The sequence below is a fragment of the Antarcticimicrobium luteum genome (genome assembly GCF_004358185.1).
Classification (GTDB): Bacteria; Pseudomonadota; Alphaproteobacteria; order Rhodobacterales; family Rhodobacteraceae; genus Antarcticimicrobium; species Antarcticimicrobium luteum.
The window spans coordinates 129,211-150,217 of sequence record NZ_SMUV01000065.1 but is presented as its reverse complement, the minus strand read 5'-3'; the positions used below and the strand labels follow the sequence as shown (position 1 = coordinate 150,217).

Annotated in this window: 24 protein-coding genes; 12 read left to right on the top strand and 12 right to left on the bottom strand. The window is 66.9% G+C overall.

Features of this window, described 5'->3' with window-relative positions:
• A partial coding sequence (locus E1832_RS11485; RefSeq protein ID WP_245513960.1) for a DEAD/DEAH box helicase occupies window positions 1–1,246 on the bottom strand: 1,246 nt, incomplete at its 3' end.
• A 371-nt stretch (window positions 1,247–1,617) separates the two neighbouring features.
• Here E1832_RS11485 and E1832_RS11480 point away from each other — a divergent pair.
• Window positions 1,618–2,025 (top strand): Fur family transcriptional regulator, encoded by a 408-nt coding sequence (locus E1832_RS11480; RefSeq protein WP_133359888.1) that lies wholly within the window; start codon window positions 1,618–1,620, stop codon window positions 2,023–2,025.
• Between the two features lie 133 nt (window positions 2,026–2,158).
• Here the strand turns inward: E1832_RS11480 and E1832_RS11475 are convergent, their stop codons facing one another.
• On the bottom strand, window positions 2,159–3,214 hold the full coding sequence (locus E1832_RS11475; RefSeq protein WP_133359887.1) for an AbrB family transcriptional regulator: 1,056 nt from the start codon (window positions 3,212–3,214) through the stop codon (window positions 2,159–2,161).
• A gap of 139 nt (window positions 3,215–3,353) precedes the next feature.
• Between E1832_RS11475 and E1832_RS11470 the strand changes: the two genes are divergently transcribed.
• Together E1832_RS11470 and eno are read left to right on the top strand one after the other, a co-directional pair.
• Complete coding sequence (locus E1832_RS11470) at window positions 3,354–4,241, top strand: DMT family transporter (protein WP_133359886.1); 888 nt, start codon at window positions 3,354–3,356, stop codon at window positions 4,239–4,241.
• Window positions 4,242–4,307: 66 nt separating this feature from the next.
• The gene (eno, locus tag E1832_RS11465; RefSeq protein ID WP_133359885.1) at window positions 4,308–5,585 is read left to right on the top strand and encodes a phosphopyruvate hydratase; all 1,278 of its coding nucleotides are present in this window, start codon (window positions 4,308–4,310) and stop codon (window positions 5,583–5,585) included.
• Between the two features lie 75 nt (window positions 5,586–5,660).
• Here the strand turns inward: eno and E1832_RS11460 are convergent, their stop codons facing one another.
• Window positions 5,661–6,155, bottom strand: coding sequence for a P-loop nucleotide/nucleoside kinase family protein (locus E1832_RS11460; RefSeq protein ID WP_133359884.1), 495 nt, complete (start codon window positions 6,153–6,155; stop codon window positions 5,661–5,663).
• Window positions 6,156–6,416: 261 nt separating this feature from the next.
• Here E1832_RS11460 and E1832_RS11455 point away from each other — a divergent pair, with 261 nt between their 5' ends.
• A complete protein-coding gene (locus tag E1832_RS11455; RefSeq protein WP_165978866.1) occupies window positions 6,417–6,929 on the top strand; it encodes a GNAT family N-acetyltransferase in 513 nt (170 codons plus the stop codon).
• A gap of 7 nt (window positions 6,930–6,936) precedes the next feature.
• Here E1832_RS11455 and E1832_RS11450 read toward each other — a convergent pair whose 3' ends face one another.
• From E1832_RS11450 to E1832_RS11430, 5 genes are all read right to left on the bottom strand, one after another.
• Complete coding sequence (locus E1832_RS11450) at window positions 6,937–7,383, bottom strand: GNAT family N-acetyltransferase (protein WP_133359882.1); 447 nt, start codon at window positions 7,381–7,383, stop codon at window positions 6,937–6,939.
• Window positions 7,380–8,321 carry a nucleoside hydrolase gene (locus E1832_RS11445; protein ID WP_133359881.1) on the bottom strand — a complete coding sequence of 314 codons (942 nt, stop codon included), beginning with the start codon at window positions 8,319–8,321 and terminating at the stop codon, window positions 7,380–7,382. The genes E1832_RS11450 and E1832_RS11445 overlap by 4 nt, the downstream gene beginning before the upstream one ends.
• A gap of 347 nt (window positions 8,322–8,668) precedes the next feature.
• Window positions 8,669–9,310, bottom strand: coding sequence for a transmembrane anchor protein (locus E1832_RS11440; protein ID WP_133359880.1), 642 nt, complete (start codon window positions 9,308–9,310; stop codon window positions 8,669–8,671).
• A gap of 22 nt (window positions 9,311–9,332) precedes the next feature.
• On the bottom strand, window positions 9,333–10,055 hold the full coding sequence (locus tag E1832_RS11435; RefSeq protein WP_133359879.1) for a HupE/UreJ family protein: 723 nt from the start codon (window positions 10,053–10,055) through the stop codon (window positions 9,333–9,335).
• Between the two features lie 57 nt (window positions 10,056–10,112).
• The gene (locus tag E1832_RS11430; protein WP_133359878.1) at window positions 10,113–10,454 is read right to left on the bottom strand and encodes a hypothetical protein; all 342 of its coding nucleotides are present in this window, start codon (window positions 10,452–10,454) and stop codon (window positions 10,113–10,115) included.
• 101 nt (window positions 10,455–10,555) lie between these two features.
• On the opposite strand from E1832_RS11430, the gene E1832_RS11425 reads away from it, so the two are divergent.
• Window positions 10,556–10,813: a metal-sensing transcriptional repressor gene (locus E1832_RS11425; RefSeq protein ID WP_133359903.1), complete on the top strand. Its 258-nt coding sequence runs from the start codon at window positions 10,556–10,558 to the stop codon at window positions 10,811–10,813.
• Window positions 10,814–10,820: 7 nt separating this feature from the next.
• Window positions 10,821–12,140, top strand: coding sequence for an MFS transporter (locus tag E1832_RS11420; protein WP_133359877.1), 1,320 nt, complete (start codon window positions 10,821–10,823; stop codon window positions 12,138–12,140).
• Window positions 12,141–12,154: 14 nt separating this feature from the next.
• Here E1832_RS11420 and E1832_RS11415 read toward each other — a convergent pair whose 3' ends face one another.
• Together E1832_RS11415 and mazG are read right to left on the bottom strand one after the other, a co-directional pair.
• Entirely contained in the window at window positions 12,155–12,826 is a 672-nt protein-coding gene (locus tag E1832_RS11415; protein ID WP_133359876.1) for a DUF6064 family protein, read from the bottom strand.
• A gap of 305 nt (window positions 12,827–13,131) precedes the next feature.
• Window positions 13,132–13,953, bottom strand: coding sequence for a nucleoside triphosphate pyrophosphohydrolase (gene mazG, locus E1832_RS11410; protein WP_133359875.1), 822 nt, complete (start codon window positions 13,951–13,953; stop codon window positions 13,132–13,134).
• 64 nt (window positions 13,954–14,017) lie between these two features.
• On the opposite strand from mazG, the gene E1832_RS11405 reads away from it, so the two are divergent.
• Genes E1832_RS11405 through E1832_RS11395 form a run of 3 tightly spaced genes read left to right on the top strand, consistent with a single transcriptional unit; the run spans window position 14,018 to window position 16,603 of the window.
• Complete coding sequence (locus tag E1832_RS11405; RefSeq protein ID WP_133359874.1) at window positions 14,018–15,187, top strand: M20 aminoacylase family protein; 1,170 nt, start codon at window positions 14,018–14,020, stop codon at window positions 15,185–15,187.
• A gap of 20 nt (window positions 15,188–15,207) precedes the next feature.
• Window positions 15,208–16,170, top strand: a complete 963-nt coding sequence (gene speB, locus E1832_RS11400) for an agmatinase (protein WP_133359873.1) — start codon at window positions 15,208–15,210, stop codon at window positions 16,168–16,170.
• A 25-nt stretch (window positions 16,171–16,195) separates the two neighbouring features.
• Window positions 16,196–16,603, top strand: coding sequence for a DUF1499 domain-containing protein (locus tag E1832_RS11395; protein WP_342635567.1), 408 nt, complete (start codon window positions 16,196–16,198; stop codon window positions 16,601–16,603).
• Here the strand turns inward: E1832_RS11395 and E1832_RS11390 are convergent.
• Complete coding sequence (locus E1832_RS11390) at window positions 16,541–16,828, bottom strand: hypothetical protein (protein WP_133359871.1); 288 nt, start codon at window positions 16,826–16,828, stop codon at window positions 16,541–16,543. The genes E1832_RS11395 and E1832_RS11390 overlap by 63 nt on opposite strands.
• Before the next feature lie 85 nt (window positions 16,829–16,913).
• On the opposite strand from E1832_RS11390, the gene prfA reads away from it, so the two are divergent.
• From prfA to E1832_RS11375, 3 genes are all read left to right on the top strand, one after another.
• Window positions 16,914–17,966 (top strand): peptide chain release factor 1, encoded by a 1,053-nt coding sequence (gene prfA, locus E1832_RS11385; RefSeq protein ID WP_133359902.1) that lies wholly within the window; start codon window positions 16,914–16,916, stop codon window positions 17,964–17,966.
• Window positions 17,963–18,805, top strand: coding sequence for a peptide chain release factor N(5)-glutamine methyltransferase (gene prmC, locus E1832_RS11380; protein ID WP_133359870.1), 843 nt, complete (start codon window positions 17,963–17,965; stop codon window positions 18,803–18,805). Before prfA ends, prmC begins: the two co-directional genes overlap by 4 nt.
• Before the next feature lie 244 nt (window positions 18,806–19,049).
• The gene (locus E1832_RS11375) at window positions 19,050–19,697 is read left to right on the top strand and encodes a DUF4167 domain-containing protein (protein ID WP_133359869.1); all 648 of its coding nucleotides are present in this window, start codon (window positions 19,050–19,052) and stop codon (window positions 19,695–19,697) included.
• A 48-nt stretch (window positions 19,698–19,745) separates the two neighbouring features.
• On the opposite strand, the gene E1832_RS11370 is transcribed toward E1832_RS11375, so the two are convergent.
• Window positions 19,746–20,915: a calcium-binding protein gene (locus E1832_RS11370; protein WP_133359868.1), complete on the bottom strand. Its 1,170-nt coding sequence runs from the start codon at window positions 20,913–20,915 to the stop codon at window positions 19,746–19,748.
• Between the last annotated feature and the right edge of the window lie 92 nt (window positions 20,916–21,007).

Below are 21,007 nucleotides of genomic sequence, written 5' to 3'. Positions count from 1 at the left end.
GCCGCCGCTGTGCGCCGCCGGGCTTGCCGCCGCCGTAGCCGCCGCCGCCATTGCCGCCGCCGCCGCCGCCGCGGCGGCGGTTGCCGCCGGAGGGTTTGCCAGGGGCGTCGATCACCTCCCACGGGCGGCCGGAGGCGACCGGGATCGAGATCCCCATGACCTTCTGGATCGCCTTCAGTTCGTCCATCTCTTCAGGGGCGCAGAAGGCGATGGCGGCGCCGTCCTTGCCGGCGCGCGCGGTCCGCCCGATGCGGTGCACATAGCTGTCGGGCACGTTCGGCAGCTCGTAGTTGTAGACATGCTTGACGTCGGGGATGTCGAGCCCGCGCGCGGCCACGTCGGTGGCCACCAGCACCTTGATCTCGCCGGCCTTGAAGGCGGCGATGGCGCGGTCGCGCTGGCCCTGGCTTTTGTTGCCGTGGATCGAGGCGGTGCTGAAGCCGGCCTTTTCCAACGATTTCATCAGCTTTTCCGAGCCATGCTTGGTGCGGCCGAAGACCAGCGCGCGTTCGTCGCGGTGGGTGTTCAGCAGTTCCTTGAGCAGGCTGGGCTTCTCGGCCTTGGCGATGAAGTGGACCGACTGGGTGATCTTGTCGGCGGCCTTGCCCGGGGGCGAGACCTCGATCCGCATCGGGTTCTTCAGATAGCTGTTGGCGATCTCGTTCATCTGTTTCGGCATGGTGGCCGAGAACAGCATGGTCTGGCGTTCGGCGGGCAGCAGCGCGGCGATCTTGCGCAGCGCGTGGATGAAGCCGAGATCCAGCATCTGGTCGGCCTCGTCCAGCACCAGGAAGGCGCATTCCTCGAGCGTCAGCGCGTTGCGGTCCAGCAGGTCGAGCAGCCGGCCCGGGGTTGCGACCAGCAGGTCGGTGCCGCGCTCGAGCCGTTTCATCTGGGCGTTGATCGACTGGCCGCCGACAACGAAGCCGACCTTGAGCGGGGTGCCCTCGGTCAGCGCGCGCAGGGTCTGGCTGATCTGGTTGGCCAGCTCGCGGGTCGGCGCCAGCACCAGGCCGCGCACGCTGTAGCGGTCGGGTTTGCTGCCGAACTCCAGCATCCGGGTGACCAGCGGCAGGCCGAAGGCGGCGGTCTTGCCGGTGCCGGTCTGGGCCAGGCCCATCACGTCGCGGCCGTCCAGCGCATAGGGGATGGCGCGGCTCTGAATCGGGGTGGGCTCGGTAAAGCCCATCGCGTTCAGCCGCGTCAGAAGCGAGGCGGGGAGCCCCATCATGTCGAATTGGGTCAAATCGTATCCTTTCGGGCCTGCGTGCATCGCAGGCCGGGCGTTCTGCCGCATCTCGCGCGGCGGTTGGGGCGCGCGGTGCTCGGACCCGGCGGCGGAATGCCGCGACGGGTCGCATCGGCGCTCTCGGCCCCACGCGTGATCTTGGGAACTCATCGGCGCTGTCCCGGTCTGTCGGGCCCATGCGGGGCCTCGGGCGGATTTTCCTCCGCTCCTTGTCTGCTCACGCGGCAGGGAACGGCGCCAATAGGGGGCAAATGGCCCCTGGCGCGGGAAATGTCAACCGGCCGTGTGCCGCAATGCGGCGAAAACGCGGCTGGCGGCACCGGGAAACTCGCGCTAAACCGGAAAACCAGACCAGAGTGAGACCGACGATGCCGAAGACCATCATTGCGCGATGCGAAGCCCGGGGGCTGCGGATGACCGGCCAGCGCCGCACCATCGCCAAGGTGCTGGAGGAAAGCGACGATCATCCCGACGCCGAAGAGCTGTATGCCCGCGCCAGCGCCATCGACTCCGGCATCTCGATCGCAACGGTCTACCGGACGGTGAAGCTGTTCGAGGAGCGCGGCATTCTTGAGCGGGTCGCCTTTGGCGACGGGCGCGCCCGCTATGAGGATGCGCAGCGCGAGCATCACGACCATCTGATCGACATTGACAGCGGCGAGGTGATCGAGTTCTTCGACCCCGAGATCGAGGCGCTGCAGGAAAAGATCGCGGACCGGCTGGGGTACGATCTGCGCGGCCACAAGCTGGAGCTCTATGGGGTGAAGCGGAAATAGGGTCGGCCGGGCGCTGTGCCCGGCCTTTCCGCGGATACCTTGGGCGAGCGTATTCGTTCAAAGAGGAACGAGGGGCAATCCCCCCTGCCGCGGCGTGTGGTGGCCCTCTGTCCCTGCGAGGGGGACAGAGGGGTTACGCCGCGCTGGCCTGCCGTCCGGCGCGGTGCAGGGCGATGGGGATCAGAAAGCTCAGGACCAGCAGGCGGATGATGTGGCAGGCGGCGACAAAGCCGGGGCTGGCGCCCATGGCGACGCCGAGCGCGAGCATGGTCTCGAGCCCGCCGGGGGCGAAGCCGGTGAGCACATGGGCCTGCGGGATGCCGAGGATCAGCGCCACCGGCAATGCCGCCAGCGCGGCGACGCCGGCGCCGGCCAGGGTGACGGCGAGGCCGGCCAGCAGCGCCGCGCGCACCTGCGCCGGCAGCATGCCCGAGAACCGGGTGCCGATCAGGGTGCCCATGACCAGAAAGGCGGGGGTCATCAGCCAGGCCGGCAGGGTGCCCGGGGTCAGCCCGGTGACATGGCCCAGCGTCGAGGCCAGCATCGGCCCCAGCAGGATCGGCGCCGGCAGGTTCAGGCGGCGGAACACAAGGCCCAGCGCCACCCCGATCGCGGCGAGCGCGATCAGGTGGGCGGTGTCCATCGGCACCCCCGGCGGCAGCACGCTGGCGGCCATACGATAGCCCAGCGCCAGCGCCGCGAAGGGGACGATCAGGGTTAGCGCCAGCAGCCGGATCGACTGGACCACCGCGATGCGGGCCAGATCGCTGCCGCTGTCGGCGGCGGCGGCCAGCACGAAGCTGAGATGACCGGGGGCGGCGGCCAGCACCGCGCTGCGCCGGTCGAAGCCGAAGCCGTGTTGCAGGATCAGGCGGCCCAGCGCCATGGTCACCGGCATCGCCAGCGCCAGCACCGCGAAGGCCAGCGGCCATTGCAGGATGGCGCCGCCGGCCTGTTCGGTGAACCCCGCGCCCACCCCCATGCCGAGCACCGCGAAACTGACCTGCATCAGCGGCGCCGAGATGGCGCAGCGCATCCCGGCCAGCCCGGCCAGCGTCACCGTCAGCGCCGGACCCACCAGCAGCGCGGCGGGCACCGACAGCGCCCAGGCGATACCCGCGCCGAGCGCGCCCACGGCGATGGTGCGGGCATTGCGCCAGAGCGCGGCGAGGAGCGGGGCGGCTGTCATGGCAGATGCTTAGCACCGCTCCGGGGTGTCAACAATCGGCCAGTGGCGGGCCGGGGAGGGGGGCTGCTGGGGGGGCTTGCGGCGGCCTGCGAATTGGGCCATTGCGGAGGGATCGTTCCTGACAGTCGGACCCTCCCAAATGGACAATCTGCGCGGCGCCGTCCTGATGACGCTGGCCATGCTCGGCTTTGCCGGCGAGGACATGTTCATCAAGCTGATGGCCGGCGCGCTGCCGACCTGGCAGATCATTGCCGTTCTGGGCGCCGGCGGGGCGCTGGTGTTCGGCGCGCTGACGGTGCTGCGGGGCCAGCGGCTGATCACCCGGGCGTTTCTCAGCCGGGCGGTGCTGCTGCGCAATCTGGGCGAGCTGATCGGCACGGTGGGTTTCGTCACCGCGATCGCGCTGACGCCGATCTCCTCGGCCTCGTCGGTGTTGCAGGCGACGCCGCTGGCGGTGACGCTGGGGGCGGCGCTGTTTCTGGGCGAGCCGGTGGGCTGGCGGCGCTGGAGCGCGATCCTGGCGGGGTTCGCCGGCGTGCTGCTGGTGATCCGGCCGGGGCTGGAGGGGTTCGACCTGAATTCGGTGTTCGCGGTCCAGGGCGTGATCGGGCTGGCGATCCGCGATCTGGCCACGCGCCGGGTGGCGCCCGGCGTGTCGTCGTTCCAGCTGAGTTTCCTGGCCTTTCTGACGCTGATCCCGGCCGCCGGTGTGCTGTCGCTGGTCAGCCCGCGCGCGCCGGTGACGCCGGACGCCTATATCTGGGCGATGACGGCGGGTGCGGTCCTGCTCGGGGTGGTGTCCTATTACGCCATCGTGGCGGCGATGCGGGTGGGCGAGGTCTCTTTCGTCACCCCGTTCCGTTATTTCCGCCTGCTGTTCGCGCTGGGGGTCGGGTTTGCGGTGTTCGGCGAGCGGCCCGATACGCTGATGCTGGCGGGCGCGGCGGTGATCGTCGGCTCGGGCATCTACACGGTGCTGCGCGAGCGGGCGGTCTGGCGTGAGCGCAAACATCGCCCTGCGGCCTGAGCGCCCCTTTTCCTTGGGCCTTTGCGCCGGTATGAGGCGGGCAACCATCACATCGGGACATTGGACATGAGCACGATTATCGACATCCACGCGCGCGAGATTCTGGACAGCCGGGGCAACCCCACCGTCGAGGTGGACGTGGTTCTGGACGACGGCACGCTGGGCCGCGCGGCGGTGCCCTCGGGGGCCTCGACCGGCGCCTATGAGGCGGTGGAAAAGCGCGACGGCGACAAGAGCCGCTATATGGGCAAGGGCGTGCTGGAGGCCGTGGCGGCGGTGAACGGCGAGATCGCCGAGGAACTGGTGGGTTTTGACGCCACCGAGCAGGTCGGCATCGACCGCACCATGATCGAGCTGGACGGCACCGACAACAAGAGCCGGCTGGGCGCCAACGCGATCCTGGGCGTGTCGCTGGCGGTGGCCAAGGCGGCGGCGGATTACACCGATCAGCCGCTGTATCGCTATGTCGGCGGCACCTCGGCCCGTGTGCTGCCGGTGCCGATGATGAACATCATCAACGGTGGCGAACACGCCGACAACCCGATCGACATCCAGGAATTCATGATCATGCCTGTGGCGGCGGAGAATATCCGCGACGCCGTGCGCATGGGCTCGGAAGTCTTTCACACCCTGAAGAAAGAGCTGTCGGCGGCGGGCATGTCCACGGGCCTCGGCGACGAGGGCGGGTTCGCGCCGGAACTCGCCTCGACCCGCGACGCGCTGGATTTCGTGCTGAAGAGCATCGAAAAGGCCGGCTACAAGCCGGGCGAGGATATCTGTCTGGCGCTCGACTGCGCCGCGACCGAGTATTTCAAGGATGGCAAGTACGAGCTGAAAGGCGAAGGCAAATCGCTGTCGTCGGAAGAGAATGCCGATTATCTCGTCGCGCTTTGCGGCGACTATCCGATCATCTCGATCGAGGACGGCATGAGCGAGGACGACTGGGACGGCTGGAAGATCCTGACCGACAAGCTGGGCGGCACCGTGCAGCTGGTGGGCGACGATCTGTTCGTGACCAACCCGGCGCGTCTGGCCGAAGGGATCAAGCGCGGCGTGGCCAACTCCATGCTGGTGAAGGTGAACCAGATCGGAACCCTGACCGAGACCCTGCAGGCGGTCGATATGGCCCATCGCGCGCGGTACACCAACGTGATGTCGCACCGCTCGGGCGAGACCGAGGACGCCACCATCGCCGATCTGGCGGTCGCCACCAACTGCGGTCAGATCAAGACCGGCTCGCTGGCGCGGTCCGACCGGCTGGCGAAATACAACCAGCTGATCCGCATCGAGGAGATGCTGGGCGATGTGGCCGAATATGCCGGCCGTTCGATCCTGAAAGGCTGACGGTTTCCCCTGATTGAGGGGATTGACCCCCGCTGCCGCAAGGTGGCGGGGGTTTTGTTTTTCGAGTGTCAGGCCCTATTGAAATTGGTGCGTGACGATGTCGAACCCCTCGTCTTCGGACGGGGGCACAAAGTGCCTGGACAGCTGGTCGAACTCTTCGTCTGTGACGGAAAACGGGTGATCGCCCCGGGCATTGCGCGCCCGCAAGCGCGCCTTGCAGACGTCTTCGGGAACATTGAGGTAATGCAACAGGTGGGCGGCATTCGAGGCCTCGACAATGCCGCGCATCCATTGGCGGGTTTCCACCGTGTTTGCCGGGAAATCCAGAACGACGGAAACCCCGGCCCCGAGCAGGGCGACAACATGCGGTTTGACAACGCCGCGCAGATTGGCCGCGCAGCGCACGTAGTCCGCGATTGAGGTCATTTGATCGCCGTAGAGCGCGGCCAGCCATTCGTCTTCGGCGATGACGACGGATCGCGCATTTTGCGCCAGCCTGGCGGTCAGGGTCGATTTGCCCGAAGCGGCCTTGCCGCAAACGAGGTGCAGGGTTGGGTTGGTCTGAGACATGAGAAAACCTTGAAACAGGCGTGGTGCATTTCGGAAGTTCGGCGGCAGGTTCCCCGGCCCGGTGGATCAGGCCGGGACGATAATTCGATGCGCGCGCGCGCGATGCTGTTTCAGGGCCTGGGTCATCATCACCGCTGAATGTCACAGGCCAGTCTGAAAATCCATGGCTGCTCTGGGCGTATTTTCGGTTTCGGGGAGGGGTCGGCCCCTTTCCGACGGCCATGTCCGGCGATAGGCTCGGGCCCGAAAAGAGGCCCGCCGATGTCCCAGCTTACCATCCGTTCCCCTGAAACCGACTCCGATCATGCCGCCGTGCGCGGGCTTTGCCGCGATTACCGGGCGCTGCTGGATGCGCGCTGGCCGGATTTTCCGCAGTTCCTGCAACGCTATTACAGCGAGCAGAAATTCGAGGATCTGCTGGCGCGGCTGCCGGAGCTGCATAAGGCACCGGAGGGGGCGATCTTTGTCGCCGATCTGGGTGGCGCGGTGGTCGGCTGCGGCATGACCCACAAGATCGCGGATGGGGTGTGCGAGATCAAACGCGTCTTCGTCTCCGATGCCGCGCGCGGTCATGGGGCCGGGCGGAAGCTCTGCGAGGCGGCGATGGAGCGGGCGCGGGCGGATGGCTACGGGCGCATGGTGCTGGACACAACCACGCGGCTGACCGAGGCGATCGCGCTTTACGAAAAGCTGGGGTTCGCGCCGATTGCGCCGTTCTACGACCCGCCGGAGGATTTCGCCGAGAACCTGCTGTTCTTCGGGCGCGATCTCTAGGCGGGGATCAGAGGATCCTGGTCATCAGCATGTAGCGCTCGCGCGGCTCGAACCGGGCGCGGGCATAGAGGCGTTGGGCCGCCTCGTTGGTGCGGTCGACCTCCAGATGCAGCGCCCGGACCCCGGCCTCGCCCAGGGCGCGGGGCAGGGTGGCGAGCACCTCGCTGGCGATGCCGCGGCCGCGCACGGCGGGGCGGATGAAAAGCTCGTCCACGAAGGCCTCCATGCCGCCCAGCTCCAGCGACCAGCCGAAGGTGACGACGATATAGCCCAGAGGCGCGCGCGCCGGTCCGATCAGATAGACCACGCCGAGCGGGTTGCCCTCCAGCAGGGGGGCGAGGGCGGCTGTCAGTTTCTCCGCGCTCTGCTCGATGCCTTCGCCGGCCTGGAAGGCGGCGACGAGGGGGAGGAGGCGGTCGAGGTCCTCGGGCCTGGCCAGATGCAGCGCGGTCATAGCCGGGCCAGCCTTTCGGTCAGCAGGGCGAAGAAGCCGTCGGCGTCGATCCCGCCCATGAACATGGCGTTGGGGGCACGTTCGGTGACCCGCCACCAGTCGGCCACGGTCATGCCGAGGGTGAGGTCTGAGCGCGTCTCGATCTCCACGTTGATGTGGCGGCCTTTGAACAGGTCGGGGCGGATCAGCCAGGCGATGACGCAGGGGTCGTGCAGGGGGGCGCCGGCACTGCCGTATTTCTCCTTGTCGAAACGTTCGAAGAAATCGGTCATCTCGGCCACCGCATGGCCCACCGCCGTGTCGAGGGCGCGGAAGGCGTCGTTGCGGGGCCGGGTGACCAGCGCCTTGTGGGTGACGTCGAGCGGCATCACGGTGAGCGGCGCGCCGGAGCGGAACACGATATCGGCGGCCTCGGGATCGACGTAGATGTTGAACTCGGCCGCCGGGGTGATGTTGCCCACCTCGAAATAGGCGCCGCCCATCAGGACGATGTCCTTGACGCGCGGGATGATGTCGGGGGCGTCGCGGAAGGCGGTGGCGATATTGGTCAGCGGGCCCAGCGGGCAGAGGGTGACGGTGCCGGGCGCATGGGCGCGCAGGGTGTCGATGATAAAGTCGACCGCGTGGCCGGGGGCCAGATCGGTCACCGGGTCGGGCAGGGTGGGGCCGTCGAGCCCGGTCTTGCCGTGCACATGTTCGGCGGTGACCAGCGGGCGGGCCAGCGGCGTGTCGCAGCCGGCGTGGACGGGAACCTCCGGCCGGCCGGCCAGTTCGCAGATGATGCGGGCGTTTTTCGAGGTCAGCGGCAGCGGCACGTTGCCGGCCACGGCGGTGATGCCCAGCACCTCGATCTCATCGGGGCTGGCCAGCGCCAGCAGGATGGCGACGGCGTCGTCCTGGCCCGGGTCGGTGTCGATGATGATCTTGCGCGCGGTCATGTCAGCCTCTTGTTTGCGGCGCGACAGTTGCAGGGCGGCGTGGCGATGTCCAGCGGGGGCGGGTGGAGTGGGCCGAAACGCGCTTTGGTGGACGTGTGGATGGGGGAAAGGAAATGTCCGGTCGCCAGGAAGTCGAGAGGGGGGCTAAGCGGGCTTTGCTGTCGTTCGCGCCATCACACGGAATGACAGAAGCCAGCCCGAAGCGAACCTGCCGCGCCTGGCCGAGGCACGCCCGAGCTCAGCCCAGAGCGGACATGACAGCCGCCACCAGCCCGCCGATGACGCCTATGCAGGTTGGGCGGGCAGCTGCCATTCGCCGCATTGCGGGCGAATGGCAGCTCCTGACTTCAGCTCGCGTCTTTGAACTCCGCGTATTCGCCGCGGACCTGAACCGTCACGGTTACGTCGGAGCTGTCGCGGTTGCGCCAGAACCAGCCGTGCTCGCCGTCGAAGTCGGCGACGATCTCGCCTGCGCCTCCGGTCGAGCCGCGGCCCTTCTCGTAGGTGACGGAGTCACCGCCGCCGTGACCATGCAGGTCGAAGTTCACTCGCCCGCCTTCGACGGTCATCAGGTATTCGGCGGTCTGGCCCTCCTCCATCACCAGCTTCCATTCGGCGGAGTCACCAGGTGCCAGCGTGAAGGTGATCTCATCCCGCCAGGCTTCGCTCCCTTCAGTCGGCGTGGCCTCCTGCGCGTGGGCGGCACCGACGAACAGGCCGAAGATGTCGTTCAGAAGGCTGGACTGATCGCCCTCGGCCTCCATCATTTGCCGATCCATCTCGGCCTCTTCGGCGAGCTGGGTCTTGATCTCGCCCATCTCGGTCAGGCCCAGCACGCCACCGATACGAGTCGGGTCGATGCCGTATTCGGCGGGCAGGACCACGGTGACGAGGATCGCCACGGCCGAGACGCCGGCGATGACGGTGGATTTCAGAAGCTGCGCCGAGCTCGGCAGTTCTTCGAGCGAGGGGCGGTTGGAATTGAACATGTCGTGTCTCCTTGTCTGAGTTTCAGGCGACGAAAAATCCGGTGATCTGGTAGCCCATGAGGATGAACCCCAGGGTCATCATCACCACGTTGGCGGTGTAGGCTTGGCGCAGAAACGCGGGGCTACGGCGCCAGTAGCCCATGACGATGAGGATCACGGCGAGGGCCATGATCTGGCCGATCTCGACGCCGACATTGAAGGCCAGCAGGTTGGGCAGGAGCCCGTCCGAGGCGATGTCGTAGTCGAGGATCTTGGTGGCGAGACCCGTGCCGTGGAAGAAGCCGAAGATCAGCGTCGCGGCCTTGGTGTTGGGCTGGAACCCGAACCAGCGCTGGTAGGCGCCGAGATTGTCGAGCGCCTTGTAGACGACCGACAGGCCGATGATGGCGTCGATGATGTAAGCGTTGATGCCCCAACCGAACCAGACACCGAGCAGCATCGTGGTCGAGTGGCCGAGAGCGAAGAGGCTTACGTAGATGCCGACGTCCTTCATCTTGTAGAGGAAGAAGACGACGCCGAGCAGGAACAGGATGTGGTCGTATCCCGTGACCATGTGCTTGGCACCGAGATACATGAAGGGGATGATATTCATCCCCCAGATTTCCTGGATATAGCCGGCGTCACCCTCGGTGACGTTATGCGCGGCCGCAGCCGTCGCATAGAGCATCATGGCTGCGAGAGCCGTCAGGATGGCGGCGGCGCGAGAGCTGCGCCATGGCCGGCCATCCGCGAAAGCGGAATGCATGTGGTTCTCCTTGAATTGTCCGTTGTTGCGCTGTGATCTGCCCGCGAGGGGCAAGGCTCACGCGCGTGGCGGACGCTCCAGGCGGAACACGGGTGGGGCCCAGTGAGCCAGGGCATAGCCATGCCAGAGGGCGCTCGTCTCGACAGGCACCGTGTTCCGCCTGGCCAACATCAGCACGGCATGACTGTGATCGTGATCGGCGACTTCGTGGCTGTGCCCGTGCATCGCCCAGATCAGGTCTTCCTCCAGTCCATGGGAGTGGCCATGTTCGGCGATCATCTCGGCATGGTCCTGCAAGGTCTCGATGATCTTCGGCACGTGCGACTCGTTCGGTGACACGGTCCAGAGGGCAAGCGCCATGCAGACCAGCACGGCGAAGAGCCGCGCGCCGATACGCATCGAAATCCGCTTTCCCGTTATCTGTGGCACTGCTCTTGTCCCTCGCGATGCGTCTTGCTTGGCATCTTGCGGTATCCCCTCCGGGAGGATACCCCTTGTCTATGACAGAACCGCATGTCCACGCAAGTCACCCCAGGGTCGCATCCCGGCTGAAACGTGCCGAGGGGCACCTGCGCTCGGTCATTGCCATGATCGAGGAAGGAAGGCCCTGCCTCGACGTGGCCCAGCAATTACAGGCTGTGGAACGGGCCGTCCGCAATGCCAAGCAGGCCCTCATCCACGATCACATGGATCATTGTCTCGACGGTGACGATGCCGGCGACCGGGACGAGTTGAAGGCCATCTCCCGCTATCTCTGAGGGGCACATGCTCGAAATTCTCGCTGACCGCACTTACCGACATCTGTTCCTTGCCCAGGTTGTCGCGCTTTTGGGAACGGGCCTCGCCACGGTTGCGCTCGGGCTCCTTGCCTACGACCTCGCCGGGGACGGAGCGGCGATGGTTCTCGGCACGGTCTTCACGATCAAGATGGTCGCCTATGTCGGGATCGCGCCTGTCGCCGGCGCCTTCGCCGACCGGGTGAAGCGCCGCGTCCTGCTGGTGACGCTGGACGTGATCCGGGCCGGCGCGGCCCTGTGCCTGCCCTTCGTGACAGAGGTCTGGCAGGTCTACGTGCTTATCTTCCTGCTGCAATCGGCCTCGGCCGCCTTTACGCCGACCTTTCAAGCGACGATCCCGGATGTCCTGCCTGAGGAGGCTCGCTACACCCGTGCGCTGTCGCTCTCGCGACTGGCCTATGACCTGGAGAACATCGTCAGCCCGACGCTCGCGGCGCTGCTGCTGGCGGTCATGAGCTACAACACCTTGTTCCTGGGCACCGTGGCGGGTTTCGTCGCCTCGGCGCTTCTGGTGGTATCGGCCCTCCTGCCCAGCCCCAAGCCGTCAGAGCCGCGCGGCATCTACGACCGGACAACGCGCGGCATCCGCATCTACCTCGCCACGCCGCGCCTGCGCGGGCTGCTGGCGCTGAACCTCGCGGCCTCGTCGGCGGGAGCGATGGTTCTGGTCAACACGGTCGTGCTGGTCCGAGGGTCTCTCGGGCTTCCAGATAGCGCTCTCGCCTGGACGATGTTCGCTTTCGGGGCCGGGTCCATGCTGGCGGCACTGATCCTGCCGCGCATTCTCGACCGGATCTCCGACCGGCCGGTGATGCTGGCCGGTGCCGTGCTGATGGTGGCTACGCTGTTGGGGCTTGCCGCGAGTGTCTCCCTGTCCGGACTGGTCTGGCCCCTGCTTCTGGGAGCGTGGCTTCTGGTGGGCCTGGGATATTCGGCGGTGCTCACGCCCTCGGGGCGGCTGCTGCGGCGGTCGTCGCAGCCGGAGGACCGCCCGGCGGTCTTTGCCGCGCAATTTGCCCTGTCCCATGCCTGCTGGCTGGTTACCTACCCGCTGTCGGGCTGGCTCCTGACGCAATTCGGGGCGGTTGCGGCCCTGGTCGTCCTTGCCGGGCTCGCAGCCCTCGGCGCGGCGGTCGCGCTACGGATCTGGCCAAAGGACGACCCTGAGGTGATGGAGCACACGCACGAGAACCTGCCGCTGGACCACCCGCACCTGAAGGGCCAGCGTCGGCATGAGCACCCTTTCGTCGTAGACGACCTGCACCCCCGCTGGGCGTCGCAGCTCTGACTCCGGCAGCCGGTCTACACCGTATCTGCGGCGACGTGCCGGGCGAAGCGCAGGCCCGACAGACGACCCACGGCGAACAGAATCAGTATTGCCAGCGTCGCCAGCAGGGCGACATCCTGTGGCACGCCGAGAAAGATCGCGGCGCTGCCCCCGACCGCGGCCCACAAGCCCGGCACGATCAGCAGCCAGCGTGCAACGTGCCAGGTTCCGGTCAGCAAGACACCGACAGTGAAGATCGTCGTCGGGCACGGTGCGACACCGAAGACAGGCATGTTTGGCCAGCTGTGCCCGGCGAGCCAGCCCCAGAGCGGGTAGAGCACCGTCGCGAACAGGATCAACAGCAGTCCGACGCCCGAGCGGGCGTCCGCCTCCGCCGCGTAGCGGAACGTCGGGCTCCGCACCGGCAGCACGATCAGCAGGGTTGCCTGAACCACGAATACAGCGGCGAAGACGGTGGCGGCGGGGTTGATCTCGCGGAAGAAAATCCAGTGATAGCCCACCCCGTTCACCGCCCACATCGCGGCCAGTGTGCCGGAGACGATCAGTGTTGCCCACCGGCCCGCCCGGAACATCAGGGCCACGCACAGGGCGGCAAGGAGGTAGAACAGCAGGGCCAGCGGCCAGACGGCGGCGTTGTATTGGCCGAAGAGGGCGAAGAAGGCGTCCTGGGTGAATGGCAGGTCCATGGCGAGACATCCTTTCCGGGATCGGGTCAGACGACGAGATGAAATGCACGATTCGTGCGCGATCCGCGTTGACCCTCATCAAGGCCGGGCGGGGTGTCCGCGAAGCGGACATAGTTTCGAACCAGGCCGGATGTCGGCTCTGGGCCGGACGTGGCCTGCCAGCCTGCTGGGCGATCCTGACTTTGCGAAGCCCCCTCCCTGCGCATTGCTGCCTTTGGTGCAAGACGCAGCATCCGCTAAGTGGACTCGAAACTGACCTTGCTCGCGACGTCACCCAGGGTGTGAAACAGGGTTCCCGCCGCCTCTCACCCCTTGTCCTTCTCCCGCGCCTTTACCGCGTTCCACAGCGCGTCCATCTCTTCCAGATCACTCTGCTCGGGGCGTTTCCCGGCCTCGGCCAGCGCCGCCTCGACGGCCGAAAACCGGCGGGTGAATTTGGCGCTGGCCTTGCGCAGGGCGGTTTCCGGCTCGACGCCCAGGTGGCGGCCGAGGTTGGCGAGCACGAAGAGCAGGTCGCCGTATTCCTCTTCGATCCAGTCGGGATCGGCGGTGCCTTTGGCCTCGACCAGTTCATTGGCCTCTTCGGCGATCTTTGCGACCACATCGCCGGTATCGGGCCAGTCGAAGCCGACGCGGGCGGCGCGCTGTTGCAGCTTGTAGGCGCGCAGGAGCGCGGGGAGGTTGGGCGCGACCCCTTCGAGCGCGCCGGCTTGCGCCTTTTGCGCACGTTCGGCGGCCTTGATCGCCTCCCAGTCGCGGGTCTGCTGCTGGGCGCTCTTGTCGCGGTCCTCGTCGCCGAAGACATGCGGATGACGCGTCACCATCTTGTCGCACATGGTGCGCACCACGTCCTGAAAGGTGAAATGCCCCGCCTCCTGCGCCATCTGGGCGTGGAACACCGACTGGAACAGCAGATCGCCCAGCTCGCCCTTCAGCTCGCCCCAGGCGCGGCGCTCGATGGCGTCGGCGACCTCATAGGCCTCTTCGATGGTATAGGGGGCGATGGTGTCGAAATCCTGCTCGATGTCCCAGGGGCAGCCGGTGTCGGGGTCGCGCAACCGGCGCATGATTTCGAGCAGCCGTTCTATTCCCGCCTGCGCGTCGTGGATCAGGTCGTGTTCGGGCATTGCGGAGCCTCCTCATCCGGTGTCAGATGCATCCATTCCGCAAGCGGCCCAAGGAGTCCACCCCATGCCTGTCGTCAACCGCATCGCCGATTACGCCGAAGAGATGACCGGTTGGCGGCGCCATCTGCACCAGATCCCCGAGCTGGGTTTCGACTGCCCGCAGACGGCGGCATTCATCGCCGCGCGGCTGAAGGAGTTCGCTGTCGACGAGATTCACGAGGGCATCGCGCAGACCGGTATCGTGGCGATCATCGAGGGGCGGGGCGCCGGGCCGACCATCGGGTTGCGGGCGGATTTCGACGCGCTGCCGATCCCGGAGGCGACCGGGGTCGACTATGCCTCGCGGCATCCGGGCAAGATGCATGCCTGCGGTCATGACGGCCATACCACGATGCTGTTGGGGGCGGCGAAATACCTGGCCGAGACGCGGAATTTCGCGGGGCGCGTCGCGCTGATCTTTCAGCCGGCGGAAGAGGACGGCGGCGGCGCCGGGGTGATGGTCGAAGAGGGCGTTCTGGACCGGTTCGGCATCGGCGAGGTTTATGCGCTGCACAATGCGCCGGGGGTCGAGACCGGCGGGTTCTATACCACGCCCGGACCGCTGATGGCGGCGGTGGACCAGTTCCACGTGCATATCAAGGGGGTCGGCGGTCATGGCGCGATGCCGCATGAGACCCGCGATCCGGTGGTCGCGGCGGTGGCCATCGCGCAGGCGTTCCAGACCATCGTCAGCCGCAATCATTATGCGCTGGACGATCTGGTGATCTCGGTCACCCAGATCCACACCGGCACCACCGATAACGTGATTCCCGAGACCGCCTATCTGAACGGGACGGTGCGGACATTTGATCCCCGGGTGCAGCAGATGGTGATCGAGCGGATGGGCGCCATCGTCGCCGGGCATGGCGCCAGCTTTGGGGTCGAGGCGGAGCTGGATTACGAGACCGGCTATCCGCCGACGGTGAACGACGCCGAGAAGACCCGCTTTGCCGTCGCTGTCGCCGAAGAGGTGGCCGGGCCCGGCAAGGTGCAGGGCGAGGTCGGCCGCGAGATGGGGGCGGAGGATTTCTCGTTCATGTTGCAGAAGCGGCCCGGGGCCTATCTGTTCATCGGTCAGGGCGAGGGTGCCGGGCTGCATCAGCCCGACTATGATTTCAACGACGAGATCGCGCCGGTGGGCGCCTCGTTCTTTGCCCGGCTGGTGGAACGCGCCCAGCCGCTGGCGGCGCAATAAGATCAGGGGGAGAGATCGCAATGGCGATGAGCGATGTGGAAAACCAGATTGACGCCGGGTTCACCCGCGAGGATTTGCGCGGCACCAATCTGGAGGCCGCCTATGGCGGCGCGGTGTCCTTTCTCAAGCGGCGCTATACCAAGGATTTGACCGGGGCGCAGATCGCGGTCACCGGCGTGCCCTTCGATCTGGCGGTGTCGAACCGGCCGGGCACAAGGCTGGGTCCGCGTGCCATCCGCGAGGCGTCGAGCTATCAGCCCTATGACGAGCCCTATGGCTGGCCGTTCCGCGCGCTGAGCGAGCTGGCGATCGTGGATTACGGCGATGTCGCCTATGATTACGCCAATATCCCTGCGTTTCCGGCGGCGCTGACGGCGCATATCCGCAAAATCCTGGCGGCCGGGGTGGCGCCGGTGACGCTGGGCGGCGATCACTATATCACCTATCCGGTGCTGAAAGCCTTTGCCGAGAAATACGGGCCGATGTCGCTGCTCCAGTTCGACGCGCACACCGACACCTGGGCCGATGACGACCCGGACCGCATCGACCATGGCACCATGTTCTACAAGGCGGTGAAAGAGGGGCTGGTGGACCCGGCGCGCTCGGTCCAGGTGGGAATCCGCACCAGCAACGCCGACACGCTGGGGGTGAACATCATCGACGCGCGCGAGGTGCATGAAACCGGGCCGCAGGCGGTGGCGCAGAAGATCCGCGGCATTCTGGGGGATCATCCCACTTACCTCACCTTCGATATAGACGGGCTCGATCCGGCCTTTGCGCCGGGCACCGGCACCCCGGTCTGGGGCGGGATGAGTTCGGCGCAGGCTGCGATCATCCTGCGCGATCTGGGCGGCATCAACATCAAGGGGGGCGATGTGGTCGAGGTCTCGCCGCCGTTCGATCCCGCCGGGATCACCGCGGTGGCCGGCGCCCATGTGGCGGTGTCGATCATCTGCCTGCTGGGATGGACCATGGTGATGTGAGCGGCGTTTCGGGGAGATGGGTCGGATGAGCGGTGTTCTTTGGGTCTTGCTGGCGCTGGTCGTGGGGGGGATGCTTTACATCCGTCTCGCCCCCAGCGATCCGGCGCGCTGGCACAGGGCGCCGGAGGCGAGCGTCGACAAGACCTTCCAATCCGGGGTCACGCGGCGGGTGGCGGCGGGCCCGGACGGGCTGGCGCGGCTTGACGCGATCATCCGGGCGACGCCGCGCACGCGGATGCTGGCCGGAACGCTGGGCGCGGGCATGGTCACCTATGTCACCCGCAGCCGGGTGATGGGGTTTCCCGATTACACCACCGTTCAGCAGGTGGGCGATGCGCTGGAGATTTATGCCCGGTCGCGCTTCGGGCGTTCAGATCTTGGGGTGAACGGGGCCCGCGTCGAGGGCTGGCTCGCCGCGCTCGAGGCGGGATGACAGGCACCCCTCCTGCACCTCGCGCCACATCGGCACATTGAGCGACATCTGGCATTGCGCCATGAACATCCGCCCGTCCACCCGCAGGCAGATGGTTTCGCCCAGCTCGACCCGACCGCCGGTGCTGTCGGTGCAATAGCAGTCCCGCACGGTGCCGTCCGGGGCGATCACATCGGCCTGGGCCGGAACGGCGGCGAGGGCGAAAAGCAGGGCGAAACGGGTCATCGGGCAGGCTCCGGCCAGTCTGTTGCGATCAGCCTAGCACGGCATTCCCCTTGACCAAAGCCCCGGGATGGAGGACACCGCGCGGATGGTTCCAGAAGAACGCCTTGAACAGATCATCCAAAGGTTTGAGTACCTTGAAGCGGCGATGGCCGGCGCCCCCGGCGGCGAGATCGCGGCGCTGGCAAAAGAGTATTCCGAGCTGAAGCCGGTGGTCGAAACCATCACCGGGTGGCGGGCGCTGCGCGATGAGCTGGCCGAGGCCGAGGCGATGCTGTCGGACCCCGACATGCGCGAGCTGGCCGAGGAGGAGATCCCGGCGCTGAAGGCGCGGCTGCCGGAGGCGGAACATGCGCTGCGGCTGTCGCTGCTGCCGAAGGACGAGGCCGACACCCGCTCGGCCATCCTCGAGATCCGGCCCGGAACCGGCGGCGACGAGGCGGCGCTGTTCGCCGGCGATCTGCTGCGGATGTATCAACGCTATGCCGAGGCGCGCGGCTGGCGCTGGGAGGTGATCGAGCTGCAGGAGACCGAACTGGGCGGCATCAAGGAGGCGGTGATCCGGATCGGCGGCGACAATGTGTTCGCCCGGCTGAAATACGAATCCGGCGTGCATCGGGTGCAGCGGGTGCCCAGCACCGAGAGCGGCGGGCGCATCCATACCTCGGCGGCGACGGTGGCGGTGCTGCCGGAGGCGCAGGACGTGGACGTCAAGATCGACGCCAACGATATTCGCATCGACACCATGCGCAGCTCGGGCGCCGGCGGGCAGCATGTGAACACCACCGATTCGGCGGTGCGGATCACGCATATTCCCAGCGGCATCGTGGTGACCTCTTCGGAGAAATCGCAGCACCGCAACCGCGAGATCGCGATGGATGTGCTGCGCACCCGGCTTTACGACAGAGAACGGCAGAAGGTTCATGACGAACGTTCCGAGGCGCGCAAGAACCAGGTCGGTTCGGGCGACCGCAGCGAGCGCATCCGCACCTACAACTTTCCGCAGGGGCGGATGACCGACCACCGCATCAACCTGACGCTCTACAAGCTGGATCAGGTGATGCAGGGCGATCTGGACGAGGCGATCGACGCGCTGACCGCCGACGATCAGGCCCGTATGCTGGCCGAGATGGGACAATGAGCGGCGGTCAGACCGCAGCGCAGGCGATGGCGGCGGCAGCCGCCCGGCTGCGCGCGGCGGGGGTGGACGATCCGGCGCGCGATGCCCGGGTGCTGCTGGCCCATGCGGCGCGGATCGAGGCGGCCCGTGTGACGTTGATCGCGCCCGAGGAACTGGCCCATGACATCGCCGAGCGGTACGAGCAGCTTATCGCGCTGCGCGCGATCCGGGTGCCGGTGTCGCATCTGGTCGGAGAGCGGGAGTTCTATGGCCGGCGATTCAAGGTCTCGGGCGATGTTCTGGATCCGCGACCCGAAACCGAGACGCTGATCGAGGCGGCGCTGGCCGAGCCGTTTTCCCGGGTTCTGGACCTTGGCGTCGGCTCGGGCTGCATCCTGGTGACACTGCTGGCCGAACGGGGCGAGGCCACCGGCCTTGGCGTCGATCTGAGCGAGGCGGCCTGTCTGCAGGCCAGCGCCAATGCGGTGCTGCACCGGGTGCAGGAGCGCGCCGAGATCCTGCAGTCGGACTGGTTTTCCAATGTGCAGGGGCGGTTCGACCTGATCGTGTCCAACCCGCCCTATATCGCGGCGGGCGAAATGGAGGGCCTGTCCGACGAGGTGCGCCGGCACGAGCCGCAGATGGCGCTGACCGATGGCGGCGACGGGCTGGGCGCCTATCGGGCGATCGCGGCGCATGTGGCCGGGCATCTGGAGCCCGGCGGCCGGCTGCTGGTGGAGATCGGGCCGACCCAGGCGGCGGCGGTCGGCGCGATCCTGGCGCAGGCGGGGCTTTCGGATGTCACGGTGGTGCAGGATCTGGACGGGCGCGACCGCGTGGTCTGCGCCTGGTTGCGTTAACGGCGGCAAATGGGCAACGGCGGCGGCGCAAAAAGACCCGCCAGCGCGGTAAATCCGGTTTTTTTGACGCTAGCCCCTTGTCTGGACCGGCAGGACATGTTTACTCAGACCCGTTGCCCCGGCGAGGCTTACACAGCTTCCGTGCAACACCAAGCCCGAAAAGTCGCAGTTCTGGTCACTGACTTCAGCGCATGAGGCGCACCCGGATCATACGACAATGAAGACAAGGCTGACGTAAGGCAAAATGAGATCGTCCAAACCCCGTACGCGGTCGAAGTCGAACCGCAACCGCTCGTCTGGTGGAAACGTCCTGAACCGTGTGTTTGACAGCTCCGGCCCGGAAGGGAAGGTGCGCGGCACGCCGCAGCAGATCATCGACAAGTACAACCAGCTCGCCCGTGACGCGCAACTGGCTAATGACCGCGTTGCGACGGAGAATTTCCAGCAACACGCCGAGCATTACCTGCGCCTGTTGAGCGAGGCCCAGCGCGAGCAGGACAGCCGCCGCGAGGAGCAGGAGCGGCAGAACCGCGAACGCCAGGCCGAGCGTGACCGCGACCGTGACCGCGAGCGCCCGCAACGGCAGGAGCGGCAGGAGCGCGAGGTTTCGCCCCGCGCCGACGACCCGTCCGAGGCACCGCAGCCCGATGTTCTGGACCTGGGCGAGACCGTAGCCGACAGCGGCCTGGTCGAAACCCCGGAGAGCAAGCCGAAGAAGGCCCCCGCGCGCAAACCGCGCGCGCGCAAGGCCCCGGCCAAGCCCAAGGACAGCGCGGAACAGAATGCCGGCGCACCCGGCGCACCGTCCGAGCCGCAGTCGAAAGCGCAATCTGGCGAGCGGGCCGGCGATGCGCGGGACGATTCCGGCGAGGCCAGCACCGCCGCCGAGTGACGCGGCGGTCGGGGCCGGGCGCGCCTGCCGCGCCGGCCCCTTGCCGCGCTACATGCCGAATTCGAAAGTGATGTCGTCGCGGGTCAGCGTCTGATCCTCGAGGACGATCGTGCCGTCGCCATAATCGATCACCGTGTCGCTGCCGGAAACCGTCACCGAGAGATCCGCCGCGCTGCCGCCGACGATCCTGATCGTGTCCTTGTCGGCCTCGAAATCGACGATCCGGTCGGTTCCGTCGCTGCGGTCGTCGGGAAAGCTGCGGAAAACGAAGGTGTCCTTGCCGCGGCCGCCGATCAGAAGGTCGTCGCCGAAGCCGCCGGTCAGCGTGTCGTTGCCGCCGTAGCCGTCCAGCGTGTCGTCACCGTCGCCACCGTCCAGCCGGTCGCGTCCGCGCCCCCCTTCGATCCTGTCGCGCCCTCTGCCGCCGTCGATGCGGTCGTGTCCGCCGCCGCCGTCGAGGCGGTCGCGCCCGGCACCGCCGAAGATCTTGTCGTTGCCGGCGCCGCCGGAGATCTTGTCATTGCCGTCGCCCGCCTTGATCACGTTGCTTTTTCGGTTGCCCTTGACGACGTCGTCGAAGGACGAGCCGATGGCGTTCTCGATGCTTTTCAGCGCGGCGTCGACGGCATCGTCGCCGGGCGGCCGCCTGCCGCGCAGGTCGATGAACACCGAGTGATCGAGGAACTCGGCGCTCGCCGTGTCCTTGCCGGGGCCGCCGTCGATGGTGTCCTTGCCGGGGGTCAGGAAGACCTTGTCGCGGCCGCCTGCGAGGATGAAGGTGTCGTCGCCACCGAAGCCGAGCGCCACGTTGGGTCCGTCGCCACCTGTGTAGGAGAGGTCGGGAAAGGGCGAGTCGTCGGGCATCAGCACGCGGTTGAAATCGTCCAGATCTTCGATCGAGAACGGCGGCGGCACCGCGCGCGCGGTGTCCACGAGCGTATCGAGCGGGGTCGCTGTGGGCAGGGTGATGTCGACGATCTCGTCCGGAAAGTCCGGCCGGGTGATGACGACCCGGTCGGTGGTGCCGAAGAAGCCGCCTGGACCGGCGCCCAACCCGCTGCCATCCAGGGTGAATATGAGGTCCGACCCCGGGTCGGAGAAGCTCAGGCCGTCGGGGCCGTCAGAGACGATCAGATCCACCGTCACGCGGTTGAGCGCCGAGGCGAATACCCATTGAAAGGGATCCCTTCCGAGGTACAAGTTGTCGAATACGATCATTTTTGCCTCCTGGGAAAAGAGGCCGGGCACCAGCCCCAAGTGGGGCCATGGTACATCGGGGACGCATATTCCGGCAAGCGCGCCGCCCAAAG

What these genes read in the sequence shown, in the direction of transcription:
- E1832_RS11480 (WP_133359888.1), top strand. Translation starts at nt 1,618, where the DNA reads ATGCCGAAGACCATCATTGCGCGATGCGAAGCCCGGGGGCTGCGGATG.
- E1832_RS11475 (WP_133359887.1), bottom strand. Translation starts at nt 3,214, where the DNA reads ATGACAGCCGCCCCGCTCCTCGCCGCGCTCTGGCGCAATGCCCGCACC.
- E1832_RS11470 (WP_133359886.1), top strand. Translation starts at nt 3,354, where the DNA reads ATGGACAATCTGCGCGGCGCCGTCCTGATGACGCTGGCCATGCTCGGC.
- eno (WP_133359885.1), top strand. Translation starts at nt 4,308, where the DNA reads ATGAGCACGATTATCGACATCCACGCGCGCGAGATTCTGGACAGCCGG.
- E1832_RS11460 (WP_133359884.1), bottom strand. Translation starts at nt 6,155, where the DNA reads ATGTCTCAGACCAACCCAACCCTGCACCTCGTTTGCGGCAAGGCCGCT.
- E1832_RS11455 (WP_165978866.1), top strand. Translation starts at nt 6,417, where the DNA reads ATGTCCCAGCTTACCATCCGTTCCCCTGAAACCGACTCCGATCATGCC.
- E1832_RS11450 (WP_133359882.1), bottom strand. Translation starts at nt 7,383, where the DNA reads ATGACCGCGCTGCATCTGGCCAGGCCCGAGGACCTCGACCGCCTCCTC.
- E1832_RS11445 (WP_133359881.1), bottom strand. Translation starts at nt 8,321, where the DNA reads ATGACCGCGCGCAAGATCATCATCGACACCGACCCGGGCCAGGACGAC.
- E1832_RS11440 (WP_133359880.1), bottom strand. Translation starts at nt 9,310, where the DNA reads ATGTTCAATTCCAACCGCCCCTCGCTCGAAGAACTGCCGAGCTCGGCG.
- E1832_RS11435 (WP_133359879.1), bottom strand. Translation starts at nt 10,055, where the DNA reads ATGCATTCCGCTTTCGCGGATGGCCGGCCATGGCGCAGCTCTCGCGCC.
- E1832_RS11430 (WP_133359878.1), bottom strand. Translation starts at nt 10,454, where the DNA reads ATGCGTATCGGCGCGCGGCTCTTCGCCGTGCTGGTCTGCATGGCGCTT.
- E1832_RS11425 (WP_133359903.1), top strand. Translation starts at nt 10,556, where the DNA reads ATGACAGAACCGCATGTCCACGCAAGTCACCCCAGGGTCGCATCCCGG.
- E1832_RS11420 (WP_133359877.1), top strand. Translation starts at nt 10,821, where the DNA reads ATGCTCGAAATTCTCGCTGACCGCACTTACCGACATCTGTTCCTTGCC.
- E1832_RS11415 (WP_133359876.1), bottom strand. Translation starts at nt 12,826, where the DNA reads ATGGACCTGCCATTCACCCAGGACGCCTTCTTCGCCCTCTTCGGCCAA.
- mazG (WP_133359875.1), bottom strand. Translation starts at nt 13,953, where the DNA reads ATGCCCGAACACGACCTGATCCACGACGCGCAGGCGGGAATAGAACGG.
- E1832_RS11405 (WP_133359874.1), top strand. Translation starts at nt 14,018, where the DNA reads ATGCCTGTCGTCAACCGCATCGCCGATTACGCCGAAGAGATGACCGGT.
- speB (WP_133359873.1), top strand. Translation starts at nt 15,208, where the DNA reads ATGGCGATGAGCGATGTGGAAAACCAGATTGACGCCGGGTTCACCCGC.
- E1832_RS11395 (WP_342635567.1), top strand. Translation starts at nt 16,196, where the DNA reads ATGAGCGGTGTTCTTTGGGTCTTGCTGGCGCTGGTCGTGGGGGGGATG.
- E1832_RS11390 (WP_133359871.1), bottom strand. Translation starts at nt 16,828, where the DNA reads ATGACCCGTTTCGCCCTGCTTTTCGCCCTCGCCGCCGTTCCGGCCCAG.
- prfA (WP_133359902.1), top strand. Translation starts at nt 16,914, where the DNA reads ATGGTTCCAGAAGAACGCCTTGAACAGATCATCCAAAGGTTTGAGTAC.
- prmC (WP_133359870.1), top strand. Translation starts at nt 17,963, where the DNA reads ATGAGCGGCGGTCAGACCGCAGCGCAGGCGATGGCGGCGGCAGCCGCC.
- E1832_RS11375 (WP_133359869.1), top strand. Translation starts at nt 19,050, where the DNA reads ATGAGATCGTCCAAACCCCGTACGCGGTCGAAGTCGAACCGCAACCGC.
- E1832_RS11370 (WP_133359868.1), bottom strand. Translation starts at nt 20,915, where the DNA reads ATGATCGTATTCGACAACTTGTACCTCGGAAGGGATCCCTTTCAATGG.